Annotated in this window: 27 protein-coding genes and 1 pseudogene; 17 read left to right on the forward strand and 11 right to left on the reverse strand. The window is 68.4% G+C overall.

Annotation, left to right across the window (positions count from 1 at the left end):
* Positions 1 to 2: 2 nt before the first annotated feature.
* Together ACWDTS_RS11030 and ACWDTS_RS11035 are read left to right on the forward strand one after the other, a co-directional pair.
* Entirely contained in the window at positions 3 to 878 is an 876-nt protein-coding gene (locus ACWDTS_RS11030) for a LysR family transcriptional regulator (protein WP_450108715.1), read from the forward strand.
* Between the two features lie 6 nt (positions 879 to 884).
* On the forward strand, positions 885 to 1,763 hold the full coding sequence (locus ACWDTS_RS11035) for a LysR family transcriptional regulator (protein ID WP_450118177.1): 879 nt from the start codon (positions 885 to 887) through the stop codon (positions 1,761 to 1,763).
* Positions 1,764 to 1,782: 19 nt separating this feature from the next.
* Here the strand turns inward: ACWDTS_RS11035 and ACWDTS_RS11040 are convergent, their stop codons facing one another.
* Both ACWDTS_RS11040 and fabG read right to left on the reverse strand, forming a co-directional pair.
* A complete protein-coding gene (locus ACWDTS_RS11040) occupies positions 1,783 to 2,994 on the reverse strand; it encodes an acetyl-CoA C-acetyltransferase (protein ID WP_450118178.1) in 1,212 nt (403 codons plus the stop codon).
* A 43-nt stretch (positions 2,995 to 3,037) separates the two neighbouring features.
* Positions 3,038 to 3,778, reverse strand: coding sequence for a 3-oxoacyl-ACP reductase FabG (fabG, locus tag ACWDTS_RS11045; protein WP_197251682.1), 741 nt, complete (start codon positions 3,776 to 3,778; stop codon positions 3,038 to 3,040).
* Between the two features lie 202 nt (positions 3,779 to 3,980).
* On the opposite strand from fabG, the gene ACWDTS_RS11050 reads away from it, so the two are divergent.
* Complete coding sequence (locus ACWDTS_RS11050) at positions 3,981 to 5,177, forward strand: acyl-CoA dehydrogenase family protein (protein WP_197251683.1); 1,197 nt, start codon at positions 3,981 to 3,983, stop codon at positions 5,175 to 5,177.
* A gap of 213 nt (positions 5,178 to 5,390) precedes the next feature.
* Here the strand turns inward: ACWDTS_RS11050 and ACWDTS_RS11055 are convergent, their stop codons facing one another.
* Positions 5,391 to 6,224, reverse strand: coding sequence for a methyltransferase domain-containing protein (locus tag ACWDTS_RS11055; RefSeq protein WP_450118179.1), 834 nt, complete (start codon positions 6,222 to 6,224; stop codon positions 5,391 to 5,393).
* 23 nt (positions 6,225 to 6,247) lie between these two features.
* On the reverse strand, positions 6,248 to 6,898 hold the full coding sequence (locus ACWDTS_RS11060) for an ATP-binding cassette domain-containing protein (protein ID WP_450118180.1): 651 nt from the start codon (positions 6,896 to 6,898) through the stop codon (positions 6,248 to 6,250).
* Between ACWDTS_RS11060 and ACWDTS_RS11065 the strand changes: the two genes are divergently transcribed.
* Both ACWDTS_RS11065 and ACWDTS_RS11070 read left to right on the forward strand, forming a co-directional pair.
* Complete coding sequence (locus ACWDTS_RS11065) at positions 6,884 to 7,921, forward strand: ABC transporter substrate-binding protein (RefSeq protein ID WP_450118181.1); 1,038 nt, start codon at positions 6,884 to 6,886, stop codon at positions 7,919 to 7,921. The two genes, ACWDTS_RS11060 and ACWDTS_RS11065, sit on opposite strands and share 15 nt — an antisense overlap.
* Positions 7,918 to 8,712, forward strand: coding sequence for an ABC transporter permease (locus ACWDTS_RS11070; RefSeq protein WP_450118182.1), 795 nt, complete (start codon positions 7,918 to 7,920; stop codon positions 8,710 to 8,712). The genes ACWDTS_RS11065 and ACWDTS_RS11070 overlap by 4 nt, the downstream gene beginning before the upstream one ends.
* On the opposite strand, the gene ACWDTS_RS11075 is transcribed toward ACWDTS_RS11070, so the two are convergent.
* From ACWDTS_RS11075 to ACWDTS_RS11095, 5 genes are all read right to left on the reverse strand, one after another.
* On the reverse strand, positions 8,675 to 9,454 hold the full coding sequence (locus tag ACWDTS_RS11075) for a hypothetical protein (protein ID WP_450118183.1): 780 nt from the start codon (positions 9,452 to 9,454) through the stop codon (positions 8,675 to 8,677). The two genes, ACWDTS_RS11070 and ACWDTS_RS11075, sit on opposite strands and share 38 nt — an antisense overlap.
* Positions 9,455 to 9,680: 226 nt before the next feature.
* Positions 9,681 to 11,318 (reverse strand): class I adenylate-forming enzyme family protein, encoded by a 1,638-nt coding sequence (locus tag ACWDTS_RS11080; RefSeq protein ID WP_450108708.1) that lies wholly within the window; start codon positions 11,316 to 11,318, stop codon positions 9,681 to 9,683.
* Positions 11,319 to 11,355: 37 nt separating this feature from the next.
* Positions 11,356 to 12,120 carry an SDR family NAD(P)-dependent oxidoreductase gene (locus ACWDTS_RS11085; RefSeq protein WP_197251686.1) on the reverse strand — a complete coding sequence of 255 codons (765 nt, stop codon included), beginning with the start codon at positions 12,118 to 12,120 and terminating at the stop codon, positions 11,356 to 11,358.
* A 34-nt stretch (positions 12,121 to 12,154) separates the two neighbouring features.
* Positions 12,155 to 13,285: a thiolase family protein gene (locus tag ACWDTS_RS11090; protein WP_450118184.1), complete on the reverse strand. Its 1,131-nt coding sequence runs from the start codon at positions 13,283 to 13,285 to the stop codon at positions 12,155 to 12,157.
* A 174-nt stretch (positions 13,286 to 13,459) separates the two neighbouring features.
* Positions 13,460 to 14,794: an MFS transporter gene (locus ACWDTS_RS11095; RefSeq protein WP_450108706.1), complete on the reverse strand. Its 1,335-nt coding sequence runs from the start codon at positions 14,792 to 14,794 to the stop codon at positions 13,460 to 13,462.
* 338 nt (positions 14,795 to 15,132) lie between these two features.
* Here ACWDTS_RS11095 and ACWDTS_RS11100 point away from each other — a divergent pair, with 338 nt between their 5' ends.
* The 12 genes from ACWDTS_RS11100 (at position 15,133) to ACWDTS_RS11155 (ending at position 23,660) form a co-directional block, all read left to right on the forward strand.
* Complete coding sequence (locus ACWDTS_RS11100; RefSeq protein ID WP_450118185.1) at positions 15,133 to 16,377, forward strand: CoA transferase; 1,245 nt, start codon at positions 15,133 to 15,135, stop codon at positions 16,375 to 16,377.
* Positions 16,374 to 17,567, forward strand: a complete 1,194-nt coding sequence (locus tag ACWDTS_RS11105) for an acyl-CoA dehydrogenase family protein (protein ID WP_450118186.1) — start codon at positions 16,374 to 16,376, stop codon at positions 17,565 to 17,567. Before ACWDTS_RS11100 ends, ACWDTS_RS11105 begins: the two co-directional genes overlap by 4 nt.
* Positions 17,568 to 17,601: 34 nt before the next feature.
* Positions 17,602 to 18,759 (forward strand): acyl-CoA dehydrogenase family protein, encoded by a 1,158-nt coding sequence (locus ACWDTS_RS11110; protein ID WP_450108703.1) that lies wholly within the window; start codon positions 17,602 to 17,604, stop codon positions 18,757 to 18,759.
* Positions 18,760 to 18,896: 137 nt separating this feature from the next.
* Positions 18,897 to 19,517 carry an AIM24 family protein gene (locus ACWDTS_RS11115; RefSeq protein WP_450118187.1) on the forward strand — a complete coding sequence of 207 codons (621 nt, stop codon included), beginning with the start codon at positions 18,897 to 18,899 and terminating at the stop codon, positions 19,515 to 19,517.
* Between the two features lie 7 nt (positions 19,518 to 19,524).
* Positions 19,525 to 20,229: an AIM24 family protein gene (locus ACWDTS_RS11120; protein WP_450118188.1), complete on the forward strand. Its 705-nt coding sequence runs from the start codon at positions 19,525 to 19,527 to the stop codon at positions 20,227 to 20,229.
* Complete coding sequence (locus ACWDTS_RS11125) at positions 20,226 to 20,984, forward strand: AIM24 family protein (protein WP_420753016.1); 759 nt, start codon at positions 20,226 to 20,228, stop codon at positions 20,982 to 20,984. Before ACWDTS_RS11120 ends, ACWDTS_RS11125 begins: the two co-directional genes overlap by 4 nt.
* 134 nt (positions 20,985 to 21,118) lie before the next feature.
* Positions 21,119 to 21,313 (forward strand): (2Fe-2S)-binding protein, encoded by a 195-nt coding sequence (locus tag ACWDTS_RS11130; protein WP_197251698.1) that lies wholly within the window; start codon positions 21,119 to 21,121, stop codon positions 21,311 to 21,313.
* Between the two features lie 49 nt (positions 21,314 to 21,362).
* A complete protein-coding gene (gene bfr / locus ACWDTS_RS11135; protein ID WP_197251693.1) occupies positions 21,363 to 21,839 on the forward strand; it encodes a bacterioferritin in 477 nt (158 codons plus the stop codon).
* Between the two features lie 58 nt (positions 21,840 to 21,897).
* On the forward strand, positions 21,898 to 22,359 hold the full coding sequence (locus ACWDTS_RS11140) for a MarR family winged helix-turn-helix transcriptional regulator (protein WP_450118189.1): 462 nt from the start codon (positions 21,898 to 21,900) through the stop codon (positions 22,357 to 22,359).
* Positions 22,360 to 22,368: 9 nt separating this feature from the next.
* Positions 22,369 to 22,659 carry a GNAT family N-acetyltransferase gene (locus tag ACWDTS_RS11145; RefSeq protein WP_197251695.1) on the forward strand — a complete coding sequence of 97 codons (291 nt, stop codon included), beginning with the start codon at positions 22,369 to 22,371 and terminating at the stop codon, positions 22,657 to 22,659.
* A gap of 24 nt (positions 22,660 to 22,683) precedes the next feature.
* Positions 22,684 to 23,178: a DnaJ family domain-containing protein gene (locus tag ACWDTS_RS11150; protein ID WP_450118190.1), complete on the forward strand. Its 495-nt coding sequence runs from the start codon at positions 22,684 to 22,686 to the stop codon at positions 23,176 to 23,178.
* 95 nt (positions 23,179 to 23,273) lie between these two features.
* Positions 23,274 to 23,660 (forward strand): VOC family protein, encoded by a 387-nt coding sequence (locus ACWDTS_RS11155; protein WP_450118191.1) that lies wholly within the window; start codon positions 23,274 to 23,276, stop codon positions 23,658 to 23,660.
* A 13-nt stretch (positions 23,661 to 23,673) separates the two neighbouring features.
* Here ACWDTS_RS11155 and ACWDTS_RS11160 read toward each other — a convergent pair whose 3' ends face one another.
* Together ACWDTS_RS11160 and ACWDTS_RS11165 are read right to left on the reverse strand one after the other, a co-directional pair.
* Positions 23,674 to 24,867: an ROK family protein gene (locus ACWDTS_RS11160; protein ID WP_450118192.1), complete on the reverse strand. Its 1,194-nt coding sequence runs from the start codon at positions 24,865 to 24,867 to the stop codon at positions 23,674 to 23,676.
* A 113-nt stretch (positions 24,868 to 24,980) separates the two neighbouring features.
* Positions 24,981 to 25,358 (reverse strand): annotated as a pseudogene (locus tag ACWDTS_RS11165) (acetyl-CoA C-acyltransferase); the annotation flags it as partial.

The following is a 25,358-nucleotide window of genomic DNA, read 5'->3' on the forward strand; positions in this document are numbered from 1 at the left end:
GCGTGGACCTGCATCTCGTGACCTACTTCGTCGCTGTCGTCGACCACGGTGGGATCACGAAAGCCGCGCAGTCCCTCTACATCTCGCAACCGTCGCTGTCCCAGGCGATCCGCACGCTCGAGCGCCGCCTGGGCACGACGCTGTTCGACCGCACCGGTCGCCGCCTGACACTGACCGACGAGGGTAGATCCTTCGAGGTCGCCGCACGCCGCATCCTCGCCGACGTGGACCGCGCGAAGAGCAAGGTCGCCGCGGTCCGCGAACTCGCCGCCGGCCGCATCGAGATCGTCACCTATTCGGCGTTCTCCATCCACCCCGTCATCGAGCTGGTGCGTCGCTTCCGCAGCCGCTATCCCGGCATCCTCGTGCGGGTCGTCGCCACCGACGGCCCGGCCGGCGTGCACACCGCGCTGCGGCGCGGGGAGGCGGAGATCGGTGTGACCGACCTGTCCGTCGAACACGCGGGCATGATCACCGTGCCGGTGGTCGAGCAGGAACTGGTGCTCGCGGTACCGCCGAACCTCGCCGACGGCCTCCCGAATCCGGTGCCTCGTTCGCTGCTCCCCTCGATCCCCCTGGTCGTCGACCTCACGAACCGGACCGACGCGATGCAGTCGGGGGAACTCACCGACGGCAAGGACCTCGACATCGCGGTCGACTGTGCGCATCCCTCGGCCACCTGGGAACTGGTGATGCGGGGAACCGGCGCGACGATCGCTCCCCGGCAGGTCGCCGAAGCACAGATGCCCACGGCCGAAGTGCGGTCGCTCGATCCGCCGATGTCGCGGCCGGTGGGCCTCGTGCTGCGCGCCGGGGAACCGTCACCGGCGGCCGCCGCGTTCGTCGCGATCGCCACCAACGGGACGACGGGAGCGTAGTCGCACATGGAATTCCGACAGGTCGAATACTTCCTCGCCGTGGTGGAGAACGACGGCATCAACGGTGCTGCGGCCGCGCTCGGCGTCGCACAGCCGACGGTCTCGCAGGCGCTGCGCAGCCTCGAACGCGAACTCGGCGTGCAGTTGTTCCACCGGATCGGACGCGGGATGGTGCTCACCGCGGCCGGGCACAGCCTCATCGGCCCGAGCCGCCAGATCCTGCGCGATGTGGGAGGCGTGGAAGACCTGTTCACGTCGCTGGAAGGGGAGATCACCGGCCGTCTCGACATGGCGGTGTTCCCGGCGCTGGCGATCGACCCGCTCGTCGATCTCGTCGCCCAGTTCCGCAAGGCCCACCCGAAGGTGGCGGTCCGGTTCGGGGAGTTCCGCGCCGAGGAGACCGCCGCCTCGCTCATCCGGGACGGTCACTGCGAGTTCGTGGTGTCCCACCTCCCGATCGAAGGGGGCTACGGACTCGAGGTGATCGAGCTCGGCGAGCAGGAGTACTGGCTCGCGTATCCCCCGGGCACCGACCTTCCGGAAGGCCCCGTGCCGCTCGCCGCCATGCCGGACATTCCGATGGTGCTCGTTCCCCGCGGCGGCGGCGCGATGGGTGACAGCATCGACTCCGCGATGCGGCGGGCCGGTGTGCGTCTCGACGTCGGCGTGGTGACCGATCATCGCGAGGCCCGGCTGCCGATGGTGCTGGCCGGTCTCGGTGGTTCGCTCGTCGAACGGCAACTCGCGGAATCCGCGCGGGACCACGCGGTGGTGCGGCCCTGCGACCCCACGTTCACCCGCGCGTTCGGGCTCGTGTTCGATCCCGATTCGTTGTCGGCGGTGGGTCAGGCGTTCGTCGACCTGGTGCGGTCGGCGAACGCCTGACCCGGCTGCCTGCGTCGGATCAGGCCACGCGCTCGAAGATCGCGGCCAGGCCCTGCCCGCCGCCGATGCACATGGTCTCGAGCGCGTAGCGGCCGTCGCGGCGGTGCAGCTCACGCGCGAGGGTCGCGAGCATGCGCCCACCGGTCGCGCCGACCGGGTGGCCCAGCGAGATGCCGGAACCGTGGATGTTGGTGCGCTCGAAGTCCGACTCGACGAACTTCCACTCGCGGGTGCAGGCGAGCGCCTGGGCCGCGAAGGCCTCGTTCAGCTCGATGACGTCGACGTCGGCGAGGGTGATGCCCGCCTTTGCGAGCGCCTTCTCGGTCGCCGGGACCGGGCCGATGCCCATGATCTTCGGTGCGACGCCGGCCAGACCCCACGAGACGATCCGCACCAGCGGGGTCAGCCCCAGCTCGGCGGCCTTCTCCGGGGTGGTGACGATCGCCATCGACGCGGCGTCGTTCTGGCCGCTGGCGTTGCCGGCGGTGACGGTCGCCTCGGGGTCCTGCTTGCCCATGATCGGCTTGAGCGCGGCGAGCGACTCGAGGCTGATGTCGGCGCGCGGGTGCTCGTCGGTGTCGATGACCTGGTCGCCCTTGCGGCTGGTCACGGTCACCGGGACGATCTCCTCGGCGAGGATCCCGTTCTTCTGGGCGGCGACGGCCCGCAGGTGCGAGTTCAGGGCGAGCTCGTCCTGCTCGGCGCGGGAGATCGAGTACTCGCGGCGCAGGTTCTCCGCGGTCTCGATCATGCCGCCGGGCACCGGGTAGAACTTGCCGCCGGCCGTCTCGCGAGCACGGACCAGACCGTCGTGCATCCGCACACCGGTGCGGGCGCCGCCCCAGCGCATGTCGACGGAGTAGAACGCGGCGTTGGACATCGACTCGGCGCCACCGGCGACCACGACGTCGTTGTCGCCGTTGCCCACCTGGAGCGCGGCCTGGATCACGGCCTGCAGACCCGACCCGCAGCGGCGGTCGATGTGCATGCCCGGCACGGTGATCGGCAGTCCGGCGTCGAGCGCGACGACGCGACCGATCGCGGGGGCCTCGCTGTTGCCGTTGCAGTGGCCGAGGATGACGTCCTCGATCACGTCCGGTGCGATCCCGGTCCGGTCGAGCAGACCCTTCAGCGCCGCAACGCCGAGGTCGACTGCGGTGAGGGACTTGAACATTCCGCCGTAGCGGCCGATCGGGGTACGAACCGGTTCGCAGATGACTACGTCGCGCATGATGACCTTTCGAGAGGGAGATGGATGGCGTCGCGGGACGCGATCACATGAAGCGGCCGCCGGTGACCTCGAGGACCGTGCCGGTCATGTAGGAGGACATGTCGGACGCGAGGAACAGTGCGACGGAAGCGATTTCGTCGACCTCACCCGGGCGGCCCATCGGGATCTCGCTCATCTTCTGGTCCCATGCCTTCTGCGGCATGGCCTCGGTCATCGCGGACCGGATCAGGCCGGGCTGGATCGCGTTGACACGCACGCCGTGGTGCGCCATCTCCTTGGCGGCGGCCTTGGTCAGGCCGACGATGCCGGCCTTCGCGGCCGAGTAGTTGGTCTGGCCGACCATGCCGACCTTGCCGGACAGCGACGAGATGTTCACGATCGCACCGCGCTTGGCTTCACGCATGATCGCCGACGCCTTGCGGGTGCCGTGCCAGGTGCCCTTCAGGTGCACCGCGATCACCAGGTCGAAGTCCTCTTCGGTCATCGTCCGCATCGTCGCGTCGCGGGTGATGCCCGCGTTGTTGACGACGACGTCGAGCGAACCGAATCCGTCGACGGCCTCGGCGAGGAGCGTGTCCCAGTCGGAGGACTCGACGACGTTCGCCTTCACGGCACGCGCGACGTCACGGCCACCGAGCTTCTCGGCCGCGGCGGTCGCGGCATCGAGGTCGAGGTCGCCGATGACGACCTTGGCTCCCTGCTCGACGAAGGACTGGGCGATCGCGAAACCGATGCCCTGGGCCCCACCGGTGATGACGGCAGTACGGTTCTCCAGCAAAGACATGCGAATCCTTTCGGCATGCGACCTTCCGAGAGGATCGGTGGAAGGCACACGAGCGGCAGGTGCGGACAGTCCGCACGAGTTGATGATCCGAATATAACGGCGGAACCGTGCCGTCGACCCCGTCGGAACCATCGACAGTGCCTATGTGGAGATACCCCATTCGTATTGGACAGGCCGCCCGGAACGATCGATCGTTGTTGCCATGACCACTTCGTCGACAGCCACCAAGTCCGTTCCGGCCCCCGAGGTCGACGACGACGACTTCCAGGAGATCCTCGCGCAGACGCGTGCCTTCGTGCGCAATGTGGTGGTGCCCCGTGAACAGGAGATCGCCGACACCAACGCGATCCCGGACGACATCCGCCAGGCGGCCAAGGACATGGGCCTGTTCGGATACGCGATCCCCCAGGCGTGGGGCGGCCTCGGCCTGAACCTGCAGCAGGACGCGGAACTGGCCATGGAACTCGGCTATACCACCCTGTCGCTGCGCTCGATGTTCGGCACCAACAACGGCATCGCCGGGCAGGTCCTCGTCAACTTCGGTACCGACGAGCAGAAGGCACAGTGGCTCGAGGGCATCGCCTCCGGCGAGGTCGTCGCGTCGTTCGCGCTCACCGAGCCCGGCGCCGGATCCAACCCGTCGGGCCTGCGCACCAAGGCCGTGCGCGACGGTGACGACTGGGTGATCAACGGCGAGAAGCGTTTCATCACCAACGCGCCGCTGGCGAACCTGTTCGTCGTGTTCGCCCGCACCCGTCCGGCCGACGAGAACGGCACCGGCATCGCGGTGTTCCTCGTGCCCGCGGACACTCCGGGTGTGCAGGTCGGCAACAAGGACGCCAAGATGGGCCAGGAAGGCGCCTGGACCGCGGACGTCGCGTTCACCGATGTGCGCGTGCCGAACTCCGCGCTCGTCGGCGGCAGCGAGGACGTCGGCTACAAGGCCGCGATGGTCTCGCTCGCCCGCGGTCGCGTGCACATCGCCGCGCTGTCCGTCGGTCAGGCGCAGCGCGCGCTCGACGAGTCGGTTGCCTACGCGGCCACCGCAACCCAGGGCGGCACCCCGATCGGCAACTTCCAGCTGGTGCAGGCGATGATCGCCGATCAGCAGACCGGAGTGATGGCCGGTCGCGCGCTCGTCCGCGACGCCGCGAAGGCGTGGGTCGAGGAGACCGACCGCCGCATCGCTCCGTCGGTCGCGAAGCTGTTCTGCACCGAAATGGTCGGCAAGGTGGCCGATCTCGCGGTGCAGATCCACGGCGGCACCGGCTACATGCGCGAGGTTCCGGTCGAGCGCATCTACCGCGACGTGCGTCTGCTGCGCCTGTACGAGGGCACCAGCGAGATCCAGCGCCTGATCATCGGCGGCGGGCTCGTCAAGCAGGCTCAGCGCGGCTGAATCCTGCTGTAACAGAACAACACACAGCCCCGGCGCTGTCCGCTCACGCGGATGGCGCCGGGGCTGTGTCGTGTAGGGAAGGTTCGTCTCCGGTGACATGAGAGTCCACCGAGAGGGAGGTTGTGTGCGATATTCCCGAAGATTTCGCGCACAACCTCCCGCTCGGTTCACCGGCGCCGGTCACCGGGCAGGTGCGCTGGAGTTAACGATCTGCTAGAGAGAGCGCCAGGCGGCCTTCTTGCGGGCGACGACCTCGATCGCGACGAGATGGTTGCGGTACTTGGTGAACGTGGACCGCATCTGCAGCACCCGGGCACGAGCGTCCGAGTCGCGCAGCACATTCGAAACGAACTTCAGCGTGCCGAGCAGGCCCTCGTCGGCGACGATCCGGGACGGGTCCAGCAGCTTCATGGGGGCGAAGCCGACGACGTCGACCTCGAAGCCGGCCTCGACGAGCAGGTCCTTCCACTCCTGCGCGGTCAGCGGGCGGGCGTTGACCTTGATGGAACGGGCCAGCGCCCTGCGGATCTCGGTCTTGACCTCGTCGTCGACGTTGTCCGGTTCGATCGCGAGTTCGTGGATGACGTAGCGGCCGCCGTCGCGCAGCACGCGATGCGCCTCGGCGGCGATCTCCGCCTTGTGCTTGTCGGTCTGCATGGTCAGCATGGCCTCGCCGACGACGACGTCGGCCGAGGCATCGTCGAGACCGGTTTCTGCGGCGTCACCGGACACGACCGTGCCGTTGCCGGCGATCGCGCGGCGCGTGAGATCGGCTGCCTTGGGGTCGGATTCGATGCCGACGTAGCTCTTCGGTCCGGCGGCGACGATGTCCTGAGCGGTGCGGCCGAGACCGGGAGCGAGCTCGACGACGTCGGCGCCGGCGAGTTTCGCGTCGGCGAGCATCCGCTCGGTCAGTTCCTTGCCACCCGGGCGCAGAACGCGCTTGCCCAGACGGGCGAGCAGCCAGTGCCCCGGCACGTGCGCGGCGTCGCGTTCGGCGAGGGGGAGTTCTCCCGAGGATCCTGCGGTGCTCTTGTCGTCGCTCATGTCGTCCTCAAATCAGCTAAGGCTTACTTTAGAGGAATAATGTACGGTAATTTCCCATGAGTGGGAACACGGCGGTCTCCTCGTGGGCTGTGATCAGCACCGCAGCACCCGAATCCGCGAGGCGGCGCAATGCCGACGCGACGAGACCGGCCGACTGCGCATCGAGATGCGCGAACGGTTCGTCCGCCGAACACCACCTGCGGTTCGCTGTACAGAACCCGGGCCAGCGCGGCCCTGCGTTGCATCCCGCCGGACAACCGGGACGGCGCCGACCCCGCATGGCCCGCCAACCCGACCTCGGCGAGGGCCTCGTCGACACGTGGGCACGGGCGCAGCGAATACACCGAGCGGTCCCGCGCGCCCAGGCGCACGTTGCGTCCCACACTCATCCACGGCAGCAACCGGGCCTCCTGGAACAGCACGGACTGCGCCTCGGTGCGGCGCTCCACCGTCCCGGACGCCGGGCGCAGCAGGCCGGCACCGGCGTGCAGCACGCTGGTCTTGCCGCGCCCGGACGGACCGAGCAGCGCCAGAATTTCTCCCGCGGCGACCCGAAAGGTGAGCCGCTCCACGATCTTCCGGCCGCCCCGGACGATCGTCACGTCGTCGAACCCGATCCGGGGTTCGTTGCGCTCCCCCGCCTCGATGGAAGGATCCGCGTGAACCGACCCCATGTCCGCCTCCTGTTCCGTCCGCTCGTCGCGGCTGCTGCCGCCGGTGTACTGACCGCCGGGCTCGTCGCGTGCGGCAGCGACGAGGCCGCGACCGCGTGCGGCACCGCCCCGGCCGCGGGTGATCCGGTCCCGGGCCTGCCCGACACGCTGAACGTCGGGGTCGCCAACAACATTGCGATGGCCGTGCCGCTGACCCGGCTCGACGAACTGGGCATCGCGGAGACGACCGTCTCGACGGCGAGCACCCCCGAGGAGTTGCGGACCAACTTCATCGCCGGCCGATACGACCTGGCCGCGATGCCCGTGAACGTCGCGGCGAACCTGTGCGCCCAGGGTATCGATCTTGTGCTGGTCGGCACCGTGAGCGGCAACAACGTCCAGCTCATGGGCCCGGAAGGGACTACGCTCGACGACCTGCGCGGCCAGGTCGTGCACATTCCCTTCCCCGGGGACATCCTCGACCTGACGATGCAGCAGATCCTCGACTCCGCGGGATTGACGTACGACGGCGAGAACCCGGACGTCACGCTCGAGTACCACCCCACACCCCTGGACATCGCCACCGGCCTGACCAGCGGGTCCATGACGTACGCGGTGCTGCCCGAACATTTGGCGACGGTCGTCGCGGACACCTCCGACTCGGTCGGCAAAGCGGTCGGGCTCGAACAGCTGTGGACCGAACGCACCGACGCGACGGCGCTGCCGTTCGCCGGGTTCGTCCTGCGCGGCGAACTGGCCCGCACCCGTCCCGACCTGGTGGCGGCACTGCAGGCGAACCTCGTCTCCTCGGTGGTGTCCGTCGTCTCCTCGCCCGCCCGGGGGGCGGCGGAGGTCGCCGCGCGGATCCCGGTGCCCGCGGACGTCGTGGGCCGGGTCCTGCCCGGTCTGCGTCCGGTGTACCTGCCGGCCGCGGAGGGTCGCGCCGACACCGAACTGCTGTACTCGTCGCTGCTCGAGAACGTGCCCGCATCCGTCGGAGGTGAACTGCCCGCGGACGGGTTCTACGCGGGCTCGGCGGGGTGAGCACGCCGCGGTATCTGCTCGGCGCGACGGCGTGCATCGTCGCCCTGGTCGCGGGCTGGCATCAGCTGTCACTGGGCCGCTCCCCCGCCGTGATGCCGAGCCCGGCCGAGACGCTCACCGCGTGGTGGGACCTGCTCGTCGACGGAACGCTCGCCGTGGAACTGGCGATCACCCTGGGCCGGGCGGCGGCGACCGGCGCGGCACTGGTCGTGGGAGTGCTGATCGGCTGGGCCGCCTCGGTGTCCGCCGTCGCGGACGGATTCCTGGCGCCGCTGCGCGCGATCCTGCAGGGCCTGCCACCGATCGTGCTGATCGTGTGCCTGGTGCTGTGGTTCGGCAGCGACCCCGCCATCACGATCGTGGTGACCGCGACCGTCATGACACCGGTGGTGGCCGCCGCGACCACCGCGGCACTGCGCGCCGTCGACCCCCACCTGAGGGAACTGGCTGCGGGACTGCGTCTTTCGCGGACCCGCCGGATCGTGTTCGTGATAGGCCCGGCGGTGCTGCCGCCGATCGTGGGTGCGGCCGGCGCGGTCGCGTCCGGTGCCGTGCGCGTCGCGGTGATGGCGGAGCTGCTGTCCGCGCCCGACGGTGTCGGCGCGGCGATCGCACAGGCTCGGACGTTGCTGCAGACGCCCGAACTGTTCGCGTGGGCCCTGACGATCATCGGCGCCGCGCTCGTCGTGGACGTCGCGATCCGCTTCCTGGTGGGACGGTGGAGCGCATTGTTCTCGCCGGGTGAGGGTGCCGTCAGCGCGCGTACCCCGACGGACACGAAAAACCGTTGAACGACGCGACGTCGCACACGCTGCGCGCGGACAGCTTCCACCCGGAGCCGTCGTTCACGAAGGTCAGACGCAGCGGGGTCTGCGGACCGGCGGCACCGGCGAACATCACCTGCAGACGTCCGGACGCGGTGTTGCCGTCGACCGAGATCGGGTCGACGACGGTCGGGTTCACGACCGCGAGCATCTGCCCGGCCCGGCCGCTGATCTGTTCGAGCACGCCCGCCGCTTCCGAGCCGCGCTCGACGTACGACTGGCGGACCGATGCGGGGTTGGCCGGATCGACGGCGGACCGCAGGACAGCGGTCAGTTCGGCGCCCGACGGGGCCGCGACCGCGGCGGGAGCCGCCGGCGCTTCGGCGACCGGTTCGGGTGCCGCGGCAGGGGCGGGAGCGGCAGCCGGTTCCGGGAGTGACGCGGCCGGGGCCGGTGCGATCGGCGCGGGAGCCGCTTCCGCAGGCGCCTCGTCCGCCGGGACCCCGGGCTCGGCGGGCGCCGGGGCCGGAGCGGCACCCGCGCCGACGTCGGACGCGTTCGCCTGCAGGGCCGCGAGAATCGCCGCACTCAGCGACGGATCGGCCTCCCGCTCACCCGAATCACCGGGAAAGCGCACCGCGACGACGACGGCGGCGATCGCCACGATCACCGCGCACACCGATACGATCACCGACGCCGCGACCACCGCCGCTCCCGTGCGGCTCCGCGATGTTTTCCCCGTGTCGTGCGTAGCGGTCGACTCGTACATGATCACGAGAATAGAGGAAAAAACTCCGTTAATTAAGCCTTACCTCACCAACGGTGCCCGAAGACGCCGAGTGGCGGCGTCCCATCGAGGGACGCCGCCACCGGTCTGCATCGTCGGGTAACCCTCCCCCGTGACCGAGCGAATGTACCGCTCGTCTCCTTCAACCGACCGAGCGTGCCGTTCGCTCGGATACACGGGATCGGATACGAGGGAGGGGTTTCGCCTGTCAGCTCGGCTGCGACACCTCCGCCAGCCGCGACCGCAGATCCGTCTTGAGGATCTTGCCGGCCGCCGACGTCGGCAGCGCATCGACCACCACGACATCGCGAATCTTCTTGTACGGCAACACCTGTTCGGCGACGAACGTCATCAGTTCCGCCTCGTCGACGTCGGCGCCGTCACGCGGGACCACGAACGCGATGGGCTCCTGCCCGACCGCGCCGGCGTCGCGGCCGATCACCGCGGCCGTCGACACCGACGGGTGCGACACCAGGATCTCCTCGAGCTCACGCGGATACACGTTGTAGCCCTTGTAGATCAGCATGTCCTTCGCGCGGTCCGCGATGAACACGTAGCCGTCCTCGTCCTTGTAGGCGATGTCACCGGTGTCGAGCCATCCGTCGACGTACTGCTGCGCCGTGATGTCGGGATGGTTCAGGTAACCGTCGGTGACCTGCGGTCCGCGGACCCACAGCACACCGTGCTCCCCGGGACCGACCTCGGTCGTGGTGCCCTGCGCGCGGATCTGCACTTCGGTGTCGAAGATCGGGATCCCGACACTGCCGAGGCGGTAGTCCGTGCCGACGCCCAGCGGGTTGGCCGTGACCACACACGTCGCCTCGGTCAGGCCGTAGCCCTCGGTCACCCGCGCATTGGGGAACGCCGTGACCAGCGCGTCGAGCGTGCCGCGGTCGATCGGCGCGGCACCGGACGAGACGACCCGCACCGTCGAGGTGTCGCGGGTGGCGACATCCGGATGGGTGGCCAGCGAATGCCACATCGCGGGGCTGCCCGTGATGTAGCTCGCCTCGTGCTTCTCGATGAGCTCGAGCATGCGCGCGGGATCGAAGCGACCGGCCATCACCTGCGTCAACCCGCACATCAGCAGGAACGACGTGTTGATCAGCGCGTGCGCGTGGAACAGCGGCGACACCACGACCGTCGAACCCGTGCCGGGCTGGACGCCGTAGATGTCGAGCTCCTCGATCGGGTCGAGCGTGACCAGGCCGTCGGGGGTCTCCCGGACGGCGTGCCCCGCGCGCCACGCGCACATCTGGGTGACGTTGCCGACGACGTTGCGGTGCAGTACCCGCACGCCCTTCGAGATGCCGGTCGTACCGCCGGTGAAGGCGAGGTGCGCGACGTCGTCGCCGGTGACCTCGGCCGCCGCGAACTCGGTGGGTTGCCCGGCGAGGAACGCGTCGAACCCGACGACCGGGCCGTCCGCGACGACCCCGTCACCAGCGACGACCACCGTCGTGAGCGACGTACCGGCCGCGGCGTCCCGCAGGGTCTGTGCCTGCGCGGGCTGGCTGACACCGACGACCGCGCCGGTCTCCTCGATCTGGCGACGCAGACCCGGCAGCGGCTGCAGCGGGTTGACCGGGGTGACGGTCGCACCGGCCCGCAGCGTGCCGTAGTAGGCGACGACGAACTCGATGCAGTTGCCGATGTGCAGCAGCACCACATCTCGCGGCCGCACACCGGACGCGGCGAGCGCGCTCGCGAACTGCGCGGACCGCTCGTCGAGTTCGCGGTACGTGCAGGTGCGGTCACCGTCGACGATGGCGAGCCGGTCCCCGTAGCGAGCACCCATGCTCTGCGCCCACACGGCCATGGACACCTGCGGGTAGGTCAGGTGCATCTGGGTAAGAGTGCTGAGATCCATTGCGATACAGCCGTTACCGCGGTGCCATGCGGATGGCACCGTCGAGGCGGATGGTCTCGCCGTTGATGTAGCCGTTCTCGAGGATCGACGCCGCGAGGCGGCCGAACTCGTCCGGGCGGCCCAGGCGGGACGGGTTCGGGACGGTCGCCTCGAGCGACGCGCGCACGTCCTCGCGCAGGCGGGCGAGCAGCGGGGTGTCCATGATGCCGGGGGCGATCGTGTTGACGCGGATGCCCTTGCTGGCCAGGTCGCGGGCGGCGACGATCGTCATGCCGACGATGCCGGCCTTCGACGCCGAGTAGTTGATCTGCCCGATCTGGCCCTCGAACGCCGCGACCGAAGCGGTCATGACGACCGCGCCACGCTCACCGTCGATCGGCTCGAGCTGCGCCATGCGCTCGGCGCCGAGGCGCAGTGCGTTGAACGAGCCGATGAGGTTGAGACGGATCACGAACTCGAAGTCCTCGAGCGACCCGGCCTTGCCTTCCTTGTCGAGCACGCGCATCTTGCGGCCGGCACCGGCGCAGTGGACGACGCCGCGCAGCCCGCCGCGCTCGTGCGCGACGTCGAGGGCGGCGGCGAACTGGTCGGCGTCGGTGACGTCGGCGGGGGCGAAGACCGCAGCGTCACCGAGTTCGGCCGCGACGTCCGCACCGTTGGAGGTGGGCAGGTCGATGAGGGTGACGGTGCCGCCCGCGTCGAGGACGCGGCGCGCGGTGGCGAGGCCGAGGCCCGAGGCGCCACCGGTGATCGCGATCGAAAGTCCCTTGAGTTCCATGGTGTTCGATTTCCTTCGGTCGATGCGGGTCAGGTCAGAGGAGTTCGAGGATGGTGGCGTTGGCCATGCCGCCGGCCTCGCACATGGACTGCAGGCCGTAGCGGATTCCGTTGTCGCGCATGTGGTGCACGAGACGCGTCATGAGGATCGTACCGGAGCCACCGAGCGGGTGACCGACGCCGATGGCACCGCCGAGCGGGTTGAGACGGTCGAGCTTGGCGCCGGTCTCGGCCTGCCACGCGAGCGGCACCGGGGCGAACGCCTCGTTGATCTCGAAGGCGCCGATGTCGTCGATCGACAGACCGGAACGCTTCAGCGCCTTCTCGGTCGCGGGGATCGGGCCGGTGAGCATGACGACCGGGTCGTCGGCGGCGACGACGGCGGTGTGGATGCGGGCGAGCGGGGTCCAGCCCTGCGCCGCGGCGTATTCGCTGGTGGTGATGAGCAGGGCGCCGGCACCGTCGGAGATCTGCGAGGAGTTGCCGGCGTGGATGACGCCGTCCTCCTTGAACACGGTCTTGAGCTTGCCGAGCGATTCGAGGGTGCCGCCGCGGCGGATGCCCTCGTCCGTGGCGAAGTCGCCGACGGGGGCGATCTGGCCGGTGAAGGCGCCCGCGTCGGTCGCGGCGGCGGACAGCTCGTGCGAGCGCAGCGAGAACTCGTCGAGCGCGGTGCGCGAGAAGCCCCACTTCTCGGCGATCATCTCGGCGCCGATGCCCTGGCTGAAGCCCTCGACACCGAAGCGGTCGCGCACGTTCTGCGGGAAGTGCTGGCCGTCCTTGCTGGCGCTGCCCATCGGCACGCGGCTCATGGACTCGACACCACCGGCGACCACGACGTCGTTCTGGCCGGAGATGACGGTCGCGGCGGCGAAGGACACGGCCTGCTGGCTGGAGCCGCACGCGCGGTTGATCGTGGTGGCGGGCACGGTGACCGGCCATCCTGCCGCGAACACCGCGCTGCGCGAGACGATTCCGGCCTGGTCGCCAACCTGGCTGACGCAGCCCCACTGGACGTCGTCGATGGTGGCGGGGTCGAGGCCGGTCCGCTCGGCGAGCGCCGTCAGCACGTGTGCGGACAGGTTGACGGGGTGGATCTCGGACAGTGCGCCACCGCGACGCCCGATGGGGGTCCGGACGGCGTCGACGATCACGGCATCGCGCATGCGAATCGGTCCTTTGCTGTTGCGGGGACACGGTTGCCGGGCAACCGTGGCGAAGGGAAAACGATGACCGGCCGGGTGGTGGTCCTCACATTCGAGGAGACCACGCACCCGGCCGGTGAGGGAAAGTCTTTCGGCGGAAGCTTCCGTTAGGTGGAAGCTATGCCACTACTTTCGTCAGGCCTCGCTGCGGATCAGCTTGCGGTCGCGATCGGGGTTCGCGAGTGCCAGCACCAGCACCGCGGCGATCACACCGAGCACACCGATGACCTGGAACGCGGTGGCGTAACCCTCGGCCGGAGTCGCGGCGTTGTCGACGATGACACCGGTCGCGTACGGGGCGACCAGGCCACCGATCGCCATGAGCGCGAGGAACACACCCATGGTGCCCGCGGTCTGCTGCGGCGGGCACAGCTCCGAGATCGCGGCGTTGATCAGCGGGAACACGATCGCACCGAAGCCGTAGCCGATGGAGACCGCGGCGACAGCGAGGGCCGGCGTCCCGATGTACGGGAGGAAGACCAGCACGGCACCGCAGATGAGCACGCCGACGCACGGCACGATGATGCGGACGACCCGGGAGCTGGTGCCCTTGCCGGCCAGGCGGTCGGTGACGGATCCGGAGACGATCATGAGGAACAGGCCGACGATCGACGGGAAGGCGAACATGGAACCGGCCTGGAGCTGGCTGTAGCCGAGGCCGTCCTGGAAGTACGAGGGAAGCCAGGTCAGGACGACGGTGGTCAGCGCGTAGACGACGATGATCAGAAGTGCGCAGCTCGCGAATGTGCGGTTGAGGAAGATCTTGCTCCACGGCACGGACGGCTCGGTGGATGCGCTCGCGGCGTCACCACCCTTGACGACCTTCGCGGTGTAGGGACCTTCCTTCCAGCCCGACAGCCACGACAGGACCCACACGCCACCGAGGACCGAGAGCGCGATCAGCGCCATCTTCCAGCCGTACTCGACCGTGATGTACGTGAGCACGGGCGCGAGGGCGATCTTCGCAACCGACGCCGAGCCGGCGAGGAACGCGCCCGGCAGACCACGCTTGGCCGGCGGATGCCACGAGTAGGTCGCGGCATGCATGAGTGCCGAGCTCGGTCCTTCGGCCAGACCGAGGAGCATGCGGCACACGATCAGCAACACGAGCGACGCCGAGACGACGAGCGGGAGCATGACGACCGACCAGATCACGCCGAGTGCCAGCAGCGCCCACCGCAGGGTCAGGTACTTGTTGAGCGGGCCTGCGAGGAACCCGCCGATCGTGAACGTCACGAAGAAGAGCGAACCGACCAGGCCGATCTGCGACGAGGTGAGGCCGAGGTCTTCCTTCAGCGGCTTCGCGATGATGCCGAGGACGGCCTTGTCCGCGTAGTTGACGACGTAGAGGAAGATGACCAGCCCGGTCATCCCCCATGCGCGGCCCGCGGTCACCTTGAAGGCGGGGGCTTTCGCCCTCGCGGCATCAGGAGTGTCAGATCTGCCGTTGACGATTTCGCCTGTAGTCACTGGGGAGTCCCTTCAGAACTCGGAGGGTGAGAAGCGGGGACCTACCCCGGCCTCTACGTGGAACATCACGCCTGGCGTCCGTACACATTGAACGTGACCCATCTCACGGACCGCAAAGAGCCGTATGTGAACGGATCGATCACTCGTACCTATGAAAGATCACAACCGGACCGAAAGCAGTTGTGACCCGCGCTCAGTTCGACGATCAGCTCATTGGTGTGCGCTAACCGTCCGATAGCCGAACGGTCCTGGTTCCGTAGGTGAGATGTGTTGCATTCTGACGTGGCAATCGGTTCGGGACAGGTGTGCCCGGACCTCGTGACGAGGACAGGCAACGCATGAACTCCACCGCTTCCACCGACGAGCTCCCTTCGTCCACGGCACCCCTGGCCGGTGTGCGCGTGATCGAGGTGTCGAGCTTCGTGGCCGCGCCGTTGTGCGGAATGACCCTCGCCGCCCTCGGCGCCGACGTGATCCGCATCGACCCGATCGGTGGAGCCGCCGACTACAAGCGGTGGCCGCTGACCGAGGACGGCGAGTCGATCTACTGGGCGAACCTGAACAAGGGCAAGCGCTCGTTCGCCGCGGACTTCCGTGATCCGAACGCGCACAAGCTGATCCGCGACCTGATCATCGACGCCGGGATCGTCGTCACCAACGCCGCCGGCCGCGACTGGCTGGACTACGACGCCCTGGCCGCGATCCGTCCCGACCTGATCCACGTGCAGGTGCTCGGACGTGCCGACGGCACCGGCGCCGTCGACTACACCGTCAACGCCGCCGCCGGCTTCCCGCAGGTCACCGGTCCGGAGAATCTCGACGGCCCGGTCAACCACGTGCTGCCCGCATGGGACGTCTCGTGCGGTCTGTACGCCGCGCTGTCGGTGGCGTCCGCGGTGTACCGCCGCGAGGTCACCGGAGCCGGCACCAAGATCGTTCTGCCGCTGGAGGATGTCGCGTTCGCGACGGTGGGCAATCTCGGCTACATCGCCGAGGCGCAGCTGGGCCTCACCGGCCGCGGCCGCGTCGGCAACGCCGTCTACGGCACCTACGGCTGCGACTTCGCCACCTCCGACGGTGCCCGCTTCATGATCGTCGCGCTGACCCCGCGACACTTCCGCGACCTGACGGAACTGACCGGCACGACCGCGGCCGTCACCGCCGTCGAAGCCGCGATCGGCGCCGACTTCCGCATCGAGGGCGAACGCTACAAGCACCGCGCGGTACTGAACGGCCTGTTCGCCGGGTGGTTCGGTGCCCGGACCGCAGCCGAGGTCGAGGCCGCGCTCGACGGGACCTCCATCCTGCACGAGCGCTACCGCACGTTCGCCGAGCTCGCCGCCGACCCGCGCGTGACGGACAATCCGATGTTCCAGCAGCTCGACCAGCCGCGTATCGGCACCTACTCCGCGGCCGCGGTCCCCATGTCGTTCGACGGCGGGTACCCGGCCGTCCGCCCTGCTCCCGCCAACGGTGACGACACCGCCGACGTGCTCGTCGAGCACCTCGGTCTCACCGGCGACGAGGTCGACGCCCTCGCCGCAGCCGGCACCGTCCGCATCAACCAGAAGGATCACGCATGACCCGCCTCGCCCAGACGATCGGCCTGACCGAGTTCCAGACCGAAATCCTGGACACCGTCCGCACATTCGTCGACCGCGAGATCATCCCGAACGCGCAGGAACTCGAGCATTCGGACACCTACCCGCAGGCGATCGTCGACCAGATGCGGGAGATGGGCCTGTTCGGCCTGATGATCCCCGAGGAGTACGGCGGCCTCGGCGAGTCGCTGCTCACCTACGCGCTGTGCGTCGAGGAACTCGCCCGCGGCTGGATGAGCGTCTCCGGCGTCATCAACACCCACTTCATCGTCGCGTACATGCTGCGCCAGCACGGCACCGACGAGCAGAAGAACTACTACCTGCCGAAGATGGCCACCGGTGAGACCCGCGGTGCCTTCTCCATGTCCGAGCCCGAACTCGGCTCGGACGTCGCCGCGATCCGCACCAAGGCCAAGCGCGACGACAGCGGCGACTACGTCATCAACGGCCAGAAGATGTGGCTGACCAACGGCGGCAGCTCGACGCTGGTCGCCGCGCTGGTCAAGACCGAGGAGGACGCCGAGAAGGCGCACCAGAACCTGACCACCTTCCTGGTCGAGAAGCCCGCCGGATTCGGCGAGGTCGTCCCCGGGGTCACCATCCCCGGCAAGATCGACAAGATGGGCTACAAGGGCATCGACACCACCGAGCTCATCTTCGACAACTACAAGGCCAAGGCCACCGACATTCTCGGCGGCGTCCCCGGCAAGGGCTTCTTCCAGATGATGGACGGCGTCGAGGTCGGCCGCGTCAACGTCTCGGCCCGCGCGTGCGGTGTCGCGATCCGCGCGTTCGAGCTCGCCGCGCAGTACGCCCAGCAGCGCACCACCTTCGGCAAGCCCATCGCACAGCACCAGGCGATCGGGTTCTCCCTCGCGGAGATGGCCACCAAGGTCGAGGCAGCCCACCTGATGATGGTCAACGCTGCGCGCCTGAAGGATTCGGGCGAACGCAACGACGTCGCGGCCGGCATGGCCAAGTACCTCACCAGCGAGTACTGCTCGGAGGTCACCCAGGCCAGCTTCCGCATCCACGGCGGCTACGGCTACTCCAAGGAATACGAGATCGAACGGCTCATGCGCGAAGCGCCGTTCCTGCTCATCGGCGAAGGCACCAGCGAGATCCAGAAGACGATCATCAGCAAGGGTGTACTGCGTAGTTACGCACTGTAATTCGACCAACCGGACAACCAGAGGGAGTTCGACCGTGCAGCGTACGGTGTACAACGAGGATCACGAGGCGTTCCGCGAGACGGTGCGCGACTTCATCGCGAAGGAAGTCGCGCCGGTGTACCACGAGTGGGAGGCCGACGGGCATCCCCCGCGCAAGTTCTACAACCGTCTCGGCGAGCTGGGCATCCTCGGCATCCAGGCACCGGAGGAGTACGGCGGCGGCGGCGAGTCGTCCATCAAGTTCAATGCCGTTGTCGCCGAGGAATGCTCGGCCGCCGGTGTGACCTTCGGCTCGTACTCGGTGCACTCGAATCTCATCCTGCCGTACCTGTTGGAGTACGGAACCGAGGAGCAGAAGCAGCGCTGGATCCCGGGATTCTGCTCCGGTGACCTGATGTTCGCGATCGCCATGACCGAGCCGGGCACCGGTTCGGACCTCGCGAACATCGCCACCACCGCCAAGCTGTCCGAGGACGGCACCCACTACGTGATCAACGGCGCGAAGACGTTCATCACCGGCGGCGCGCTCGCCGACCGCATCCTCACGGTCTGCCGCACCGCGCCGTTCGATCCGGAGAACCGGCGCGCCGGCCTGTCGATCCTCGTCGTCGACACCACCTCCGAGGGATTCTCGGTGGGCCGCAAGCTCAACAAGATCGGCCTGAAGACCTCCGACACCGCGGAGCTGTCGTACTCCGACGTCAAGGTTCCTGTCGAGGACCTGCTGGGCGAGGAGGGCAAGGGCTTCCAGTACCTGACCCACAACCTCGCGCAGGAGCGGCTCACCATCGCGTTCGGTGCGTCGGCGACCGCGGCGGCGGCGGTGCAGCACGCGCTCGCATACACCAAGGACCGCAAGGTGTTCGGCAAGCCGGTCGCCGCGTTCCAGAACACGAAGTTCGTGCTCGCCGAATGCTCGACGGAGCTGCAGGCCCTGCAGCTGATGGTCGACAACGCCCTCGAACTGCACGACCGCGGTGAGCTCACCGTGCCCGACGCCGCCCGCGCGAAGCTGTTCGGCACCGAAGTGGCCGGACGCATCATCGACAAGTGCCTGCAGCTGCACGGTGGCTACGGCTACATCACCGAGTACCCGATCGCGCGCCTGTACGCGGACACGCGCGTCAGCCGCATCTACGGCGGCACCAGCGAGGTCATGAAGACGATCATCGCCAAGGATCTCGGCCTGTAGAACCCCCACAGGTACGACGAAATCCGGCCCGGCCCGCCACACGCGGACCGGGCCGGATCCCGTTCGGGACGAGCAGCGCATTCGACAGTCGACTGCCGCTAGGCGCGCACGACCTGCACCCGCTATCGTTTCGCGCCATGCGACTGCTCGAGAAATCGAAACGGGTCATCGAGGCCCAGCTGAGCAACACCAGCATCCGCGCCCTGTCGGGCTCGATGGTGGCCTACGAAGGCCAGGTGAGCTTCAAGTCGGCCGGGTTCGGCGGCGGCGAGGGCGTGCTCGCGGGTCTGCGGCAGCGCGCGACCGGTGAGGGGCTGTCTCTGATGGAGGCCAGCGGCACCGGCGTCGTCTATCTCGCGCATCGGGGCCGGAACGTGACCGTGCTCGACCTGAACAACGAGACGCTGCAGGTCGAGTCCGAGCAGTTGCTGGCTCTGAACGGGAACCTCTCCACCAATGTCGCGTTCGCCGGGGTCCGGGGCGGCATGAGCGGTCAGGGACTGTTCACCACGACGGTCACGGGCACCGGACAGGTCGCACTGCTGTCGTCGGGCGGGCCGCTGATCCACCTCGAGGTCTCTCCCCAGTACCCACTGGTCGTGGACCCGGATGCCTTCGTCTGCGCGAAGGGACAGTTGACGCAGTCGTTCGTCACCGACGTGTCGTGGCGGTCCGCGATCGGTCAGGGCAGCGGCGAAGCCTTCTCGCTCAAGTGGGACGGGATGGGTGTCGTGTCCATCCAGCCGGCGGAACGGTAGGAAGACGATGACTTTCACCAAGGTCAACAACAAGGTCGTCCGCGTCGACCTGAACCAGTCGGGGCCCGTCGTTGCACGCCGCGGCGCGATGCTCTTCTACACGGGGACAGTACATTTCAGCCCGCATCAGGTTCCCGGTGCCGGCGGTATGCCCGGCCCGGGCGGGATCGTGGCGATGGCCGGACGCATGATGCAGGGCGAGCACGAGGCGACGATGGTCGCGCAGGGCAACGGCGTCGTGCACTACGGATTCCGTGGCCTCGAAACCCACATCGTGGACATGTCCGCCGGTGGGGAACTGCGGGTGGAGGCGTCCCGACTGCTCGCGCACACCTCGGGCCTGCAGAGCGCGGTCGTGCAGGCGTCCGCCGCTCCCGCGGCCGCGGGCGGCGGTGGCGGCGGTCTGCTCGGGGCGCTGCGCGGCGCGGCCACCGGCATGGTGACGGGCACCGGCATGTTCACCACCCAGTTGTCGGGTTACGGGGCGGCGGTGCTGCTGGCCCACGGCGGGATCATCGAGCTGCAGGTCGGTGGACCGGCACCGGTGTTCGTCGATCCACAGTCGTTCGTCGCGGCGCTCGGGCCGGTGCGGACCGACCTGAAGTCGACGATGAGCTGGCGCAACGCCGGCCGGACCGGGGGTGAGAGTCTGCAGCTCGAATGCACCGGGCAGGGCATCGTCTACGTGCAGGCATCGGAGGAGAAGCTGTGAGTGTCGTTCTGAATCCGTCGCATCTCGTCGGCAACGACAACGTGCCCGGCAACAACTACGCGTACTGCATCGATCTGCAGAGCCCGTGGTTCCTGTCGAAGGGCGCGATGATCGCCTACTACGGCCAGATCCAGTTCACCGCGCTCACCCACGGGCTGCAGGGTCAGCTGTTGCAGATGGTGGCCCACCAGTTCTCGGCACCGTTGTATCTGGGTGACTACGTGGTCGCCGAGGGCTACGGAAAGCTGATCCTCGGCGACCGCGGCTACGACATCAACTCCTACGATCTCGACGACGGCAACCTGACCATCCGGGCCGCGAACCTGCTGGCGTTCGAGCCGGGATTGTCGCTGAACCAGTCGATCGTGCCCGGTTTCCTCACGTTGATCGGAACCGGCAAGTTCCTGGCGTCGTCGAACGGCCCGGTGATCTTCGCGGAGCCGCCGTTGCGGGTGGACCCGGAGGCGCTGGTGGGCTGGGCGGACTGCCCGTCCCCCAGCCATCACTTCGACGAGTCCTGGGTGACCGGGTTCGTCGCGGCCGGTGCGCGCATGTTCGGCGTGCAGTCCGGCGAGGAGCGGCAGTTCGATTTCACCGGCGCGGGGACGGTGCTCATCCAGTCCAGCGAGAAGGTGATCGACGACAGTTCGGTGGTCCGGATGATCGAAGGACAGCTGCCGGGGCTGACGAACAGCGGACTGCAACGCATCAATCATGCGGTGTCGTCGCAACTGCAACAGCAGCAACAGTTCTGAGTGCCCTGGGTGGAGGCTGGGCATTTTCCCGACGCAGAAGCGGTCGCAATGTGATTACGATCACAGGGTAGCCAGGCCTTAGTACGGTAAGGTTTGGACATCCTAAGTACCACCGCTCCAGATTGGTCGACCGCATGTACGTCTGCAGCTGCCACGCTCTCACTCACAATCACATCGAGGCTGAGATCGCTGCAGGCGCGCGCTGTACCCGGGAAATCAGCGCGGCATGCCGGGCGGGTACCGACTGCGGCGGTTGCGTACGCAATATCTCGGCGATCCTGCGGGCCGCCCGCCAGAGTGAGAACATCGAACTCGAGACCGCCGTGTAGCCAGCCCCTACCCGGCGGTGAACTCGATGGTTCCACCCCGGGAGGTTCCATGAAGGGCGACAAGAAAGTCCTGGAGTATCTCAACGAGCAGCTGACTGCCGAACTCACCGCGATCAACCAGTATTTCCTGCACTCGAAGATGCAGGACAACAACGGGTGGGCGAAGCTCGCGTCACACACGCGCGCCGAGTCGTTCGAAGAGATGCGTCACGCCGAAACTCTCACCGATCGGATTCTGTTCCTCGACGGCCTGCCGAACTACCAGCGGCTCGGGTCGATCCGCATCGGACAGACCGTGAAGGAGATGTTCGAAGCCGACTTACAGGTGGAGATCGAGGCTCGCGACCGCTTGCGGAAGGGGTCCGAGTACATGCGCTCGGTCAGCGACATCACGTCGGCGAACATCTTCGAGTCGATCCTCGCCGAGGAGGAAGAACACATCGACTACCTCGAAACCCAGCTCGCACTGCTCGAGCAGCTGGGTGAGCCGCTGTACATCTCCGTGCACGTCTCCCCACCGGAGTAATCGCCCCGAGGGCCGCCACAGTCGTTGATCGCGCAACCATATCGCGTATCCTGGCGATATGGACACTCCGAGGTGGCTCGACGACAACGAGCAACGCGCGTGGCGCGCCTATCTCGACGCCACGCGCCTGCTCATGGCGGCCCTCGACCGGCAACTCGTCCGCGACTCCGGCCTCTCGCTGACGGACTACGAACTGCTCGTCGCCCTGTCGGAGGCGCCGGGTGGACGCATGCGCATGAGCGCCCTGGCCGACGCCGTGGTCACGACCCGCAGCGGGGCCACCCGCGCGATCGCCCGCCTCGTCGACGCCGGACTGGTCCGCCGGGTCGAATGCCCCGAGGACAAACGCGGCACGCTGGCCGAACTGACCGACGAGGGCGCCGCCAAGCTGGACGAAGCCAGCCCCGGACATGTCGAAGCGGTGCGTTCGAGTATGTTCGACCTGCTCAGCGCGGAGGACGTCACGCGGTTCGGCGGCTCCTTCACCGCGATGCGCAAGCACCTGCTCGGAAACGGCTAGGGGAAATTCATGAGCGACTCGTCCGTGATCACCGTCCACAACCCGGACCTGCAGCGATACGAACTGCGCGACGGCGACACCGTCATCGGCTACACCCAGTACCACCCGGACGGCGATGTCCAGCTCGTGTTCGACCACACCGAGGTCGACGGCGCCTACTCGGGCCGGGGTCTGTCCGGCAAACTCGTGCGCTTCGCCCTCGACGACGTACGCGAACAGGGCAAGCGGATCGTTCCGATCTGCCCCTTCGTGCACTCCTACATCGAGAAGCACCCCGAGTACCAGGACATCGCCGACTGATCGTGTGTCGCGGACAATGGCCTCATGACCGAGCGCAAGCGTCCGGACATCACCTTCGAGTCGTGGGTCGAGCGACAGATCCGCGTCGCCCAGGAACGCGGCGACTTCGACAACCTGCCCGGCGCGGGTAAGCCGATCCCCCACTACGGCGACGACGAGCTGTGGTGGGTCAAGGACTACCTGCGCCGGGAAGGCCTGTCCACCGAGGCGCTGCTCCCGCCGCCGCTGCAGCTGCGCAAGGAGATCGAACGGCTGCCGGAAACCGTGCGGGACATCCCGACCGAGGACGGTGTGCGCGAGGTCGTCGCGGAACTGAACCGGCGCATCGTCGACTGCCTGCGCGCACCCGACCGGCTGCCGGTACCGCTGCACATGGTCGACGCCGACGACACGGTGCAGCAGTGGCGCGCGGATCGGCGTGCCGCGATCGCACAGCGCGTGGATCGGCCCGCGGCGAATCCGGTGCCGGCGCCTCCCGCGCGCATCTCCTGGTGGCGGAGGCTCTTCGCCTCGGAGTGACGACCGGTCCGGCGCGATGAGTTCCGCTCCGGTCGCCGGTCTGTTCCTGTACGAGGCGCACGGCACCGGCCGTGCCCGAGCGACGAGGAGCGGACATGAGCGCACCCACGATCGGCAGCATCCTTCTGGCCAGCAGCAACCCGGAACGGCTCCGCGACTGGTACGTCGCGGCACTGGCGCCGAAGGTCGAACGCACCCCGGGCGAACCCGCGTACGACGTGCTCGACTTCGACGGCTACTACCTCATGCTCGACCGGCGCGACGACGTCGGCGGCAAGAACCCCGAGCCCGGGCGGATGATCCTCAACATCGAGGTCACCGACGCTCCGGCGATCGCGGCACGGCTCGACGACCTCGGTGCGACCTGGCTGTCGCCGCTGGAAGACCGCGACGGCAGCTGGTTCGGCACGGTGGTGGACCCGGACGGCAACTACGTGCAGTTGATCGAACTGAGCGAACGGGCGCGAGCCGAGATGAGCTGAACGCGCCGGCCGGTCACCGCCGTACGAGGTCCGCGACCATCCGGTCGACGGCCCCGACGCTGAGCACCTGATCCAGCGTCATGGAGGCGCACCCGATCATGCCGGACCGGTCGCCGTACGCCCAGGGCAGGATCTGCAACGTCTGCGTCGCCGTGGAAATCGCGTTGCCGTACAAGGTTTCCCGCATGCCCGCGACGAAGACGTCGTAGGCGCCGGCCATGTCTCCCCCGACCACGAGCACCTCGGGGTCGAGCAGGTTGACCGCGCCCGCGACCACCTCGCCGATGCGTCTGCCGCTGTCGCGGATCAGTCTGCGCGCCTCGGAGTCTCCGTTTCCGGCGAGTTCGACGACGTCGCGGATGTGGGTGACGCTGCGGCCCAGCGCCTCCAGGTCGCGAACCAGCGCCCAGCCGCCGGCCACGGCCTCGACACAACCGACGTTGCCGCAGCGGCACACGACTCCTTGCGCCGCAGCGATTTTCGTATGACCGATCTCCCCCACCGCGCCGACCGCGCCGCGCTGCAGCACACCACCGGAGACGATGCCCGCACGAAGCCCGGTGGAGGCCTTGATGAGCAGCATGTCGCGGAACTTGCGCCGCTCACCGAAACGCTCGGCCAGCACCATGGCGTTGGCGTCGTTGTCGACGAAGATCGGCACGTCGCCGAGGGCGGCGAAATAGGGCTGCAGCGGCACGCCGTCCCACCCGGCCATCGTCGGTGAGTTGCGGCTGCAGCCCCGGTCGACGTCGACGGTGCCGGGCAGAGCGACACCGATTCCGACGGTCTTCGGGCGTTCCGGGCCGAGGGTGTCGCGCAGCGCCCCGAGACACGCGGCGACGAGCGGCATCAGTTCGTCGGGGTCGTTGCCGATTTCCTGTTCCACGTCGTCGGTACACAACAGACGACCGGCCAGGTCGCAGACCGCGAGCTGGGTGCGGCTGCGGCCGATCGCGGCGACGAGGACGATGCCGGCGTCGACCCCGAACGTGAGGGTCGCCGGCGGACGGCCGCCCGTGGACGGACCCTCCTCGCATTCGACGACCAGCCCGAGCGCCTGCAAGGCCGAGACCCGGGAGGCCACCGCGGTGCGGGAGAGCCCGGTGAGCTGCCCGATCTCGGTGCGAGTGGTCGCGGTGCCGGCGCGCACCAGCGCGAACACGTCACCTGCAGTCGCGGGGGCGATCGATCGGGTCGCTCGGGTCATGAATCAACCGTAAGCGCGATCGCTCACCGGCGGAGATCGGCGGTCGAGCCGTGCGCCGGGCCCCGCCGGTGAAGCGAGTTGTCGATCAGTCCTTGGGGGTCAGGCCTTGGGGGTCAGGCCTTGGGGACGCGCACGATCAGGGCGTCACCCTGACCGCCACCACCACACAGTGCCGCGGCACCGACCCCGCCACCGCGACGCTTCAGCTCCAACGCCAGGTGCAACGCGATCCGCGCCCCGGACATCCCCAACGGATGCCCCATCGCGATCGCCCCACCGTTGACGTTCACCTTCTCCGCATCGATCCCGAGTTCGCGCGCCGAGACGATCCCCACCGCCGCGAACGCCTCGTTGATCTCCACCAGATCCAGCTCGGCCGGGTCGATGCCCTCCCGCGCACAGGCCTTGGCGATCGCCCGCGCCGGCTGCGACTGCAACGTCGAATCCGGACCGGCCACCACCCCGTGCGCCCCGATCTCCGCGACCCACGA

Source organism: Rhodococcus sp. NPDC003383, from assembly GCF_053589115.1.